Origin of the sequence: Nonomuraea aridisoli (assembly GCF_003236395.1) — a bacterium.
In the GTDB taxonomy this organism is placed as follows: domain Bacteria; phylum Actinomycetota; class Actinomycetes; order Streptosporangiales; family Streptosporangiaceae; genus Nonomuraea; species Nonomuraea aridisoli.
The window spans coordinates 1-1,308 of sequence record NZ_POUD01000565.1 but is presented as its reverse complement, the minus strand read 5'-3'; the positions used below and the strand labels follow the sequence as shown (position 1 = coordinate 1,308).

General features: G+C 79.1%; 1 pseudogene. It reads right to left on the bottom strand.

Annotation, left to right across the window (positions count from 1 at the left end):
- Positions 1 to 933, bottom strand: a pseudogene (locus C1J01_RS50865) (hypothetical protein); the annotation flags it as partial.
- Positions 934 to 1,308 lie beyond the last annotated feature (375 nt).

Sequence of the window (1,308 nt, the reverse complement as noted above, 5' to 3'; positions counted from 1 at the left end):
GGCGTAGGCGGGCACTCCCTTGGCGGGGTCGCCGGACGGGATGCGCGGGATGGACCCGGTGCCGGGCCCGCCGGACCCCTGGCCGCCTGGCCCACCCGGCCCCGCGCCCTGGCGTTGCGGGCCGGTGGGACGCTGCGGGAGGCGTTCGGCCGGCCCGCCGCCCGGACCGGACTGGCCGGTGCCGGATTGCCCTGTGCCGGGTTGCCCTGTGCTGGATTGCCCTGTGCTGGATTGCCCTGTGCTGGATTGCCCTGTGCTGGATTGGCCCGTGCCGGATTGGCCGGTGGCGGGGCGCTGGGGCAGGCCCTCGCCCGCGAACCCCTGCCGCGGCCCGCCGCCCTGCTGTTGCGCGGGGAAGGAGCCGGTCTGCCGCTGCCCTGAGCCGCCCTCCGCCTGCGCGGCCGGGAAGGGCCCGCTCTGGCGCGGATCCTGGGCGGCCGGAAAGGACCCGGTCTGGCGGGGGTCCTGCGCCGCTGGGAGGGATCCGCTCTGGCGGGCGTCCTGGGCGGCGGGGAAGGAGCCGGTCTGGCGGGGATCCTGGGCGGCCGGGAAGGGCCCGCTCTGGCGGGGGTCCTGGGCCGCCGGGAAGGAACCGGTCTGGCGCTGGTTGTCCGGGGGTGTGAAGGAGCTCGACGGGCGCTGATCGTTCACGGCCGGGAAGGAGCCCGTCTGGCGGCCCTCCTGCGGGGACGGGAGGGAGCCGTTCTGGCGCGGGTCGCGCGCGGGCTGGAAGGAGCCCGGCCGGGACGCGTTGCCGTCCTGGGTGAACGCCGGGCGCTGGGGGAGCCCGTCGCCCGGCGGCTCGGAGCCGGACTCGCCCTGGGCGGGGAACCACCCGCTCTGGGCGGCGGCGGGCCGCTGCGGGAGGCCCTCCGGCGCGGCGGCGGGGAACTGCCCGGTGCCCCGGGACGAGCCCTCGCCGTCACGCTGCACGGGACGGGTGACCTCGGGATGACCGGACCGCCCGGGCGTCTGGGACGATCCGGGCGTCTGGGAGCTGGGCTGCGGCGAGCCGGGCGTCTGGGAGCCGGGCTGCGGTGGGCCGGACGCCGGGGCCCCTGGAGCGGCGCTCCCGGAGCGCGGAGAAGCGGAGGAACCGGGCATGTGAGACGCCGAGCCGGGCCCTCCGGCCGCCGCGGCGGGAGCCCCCGCGAGCGGGGCCCCGGAAGCAGACGTCCCCGAGAGGGGAGACTCGGAGCCGGGCGTGCCGGACAGGGCAGGCCCCGAGCCGGGCGTCCCCGACAGTGCGGGCCCGGAGCCGGACGTCCCGGCAGGCGTGGGCCCGGAGCCCGGCGTGCCGGACAGGGC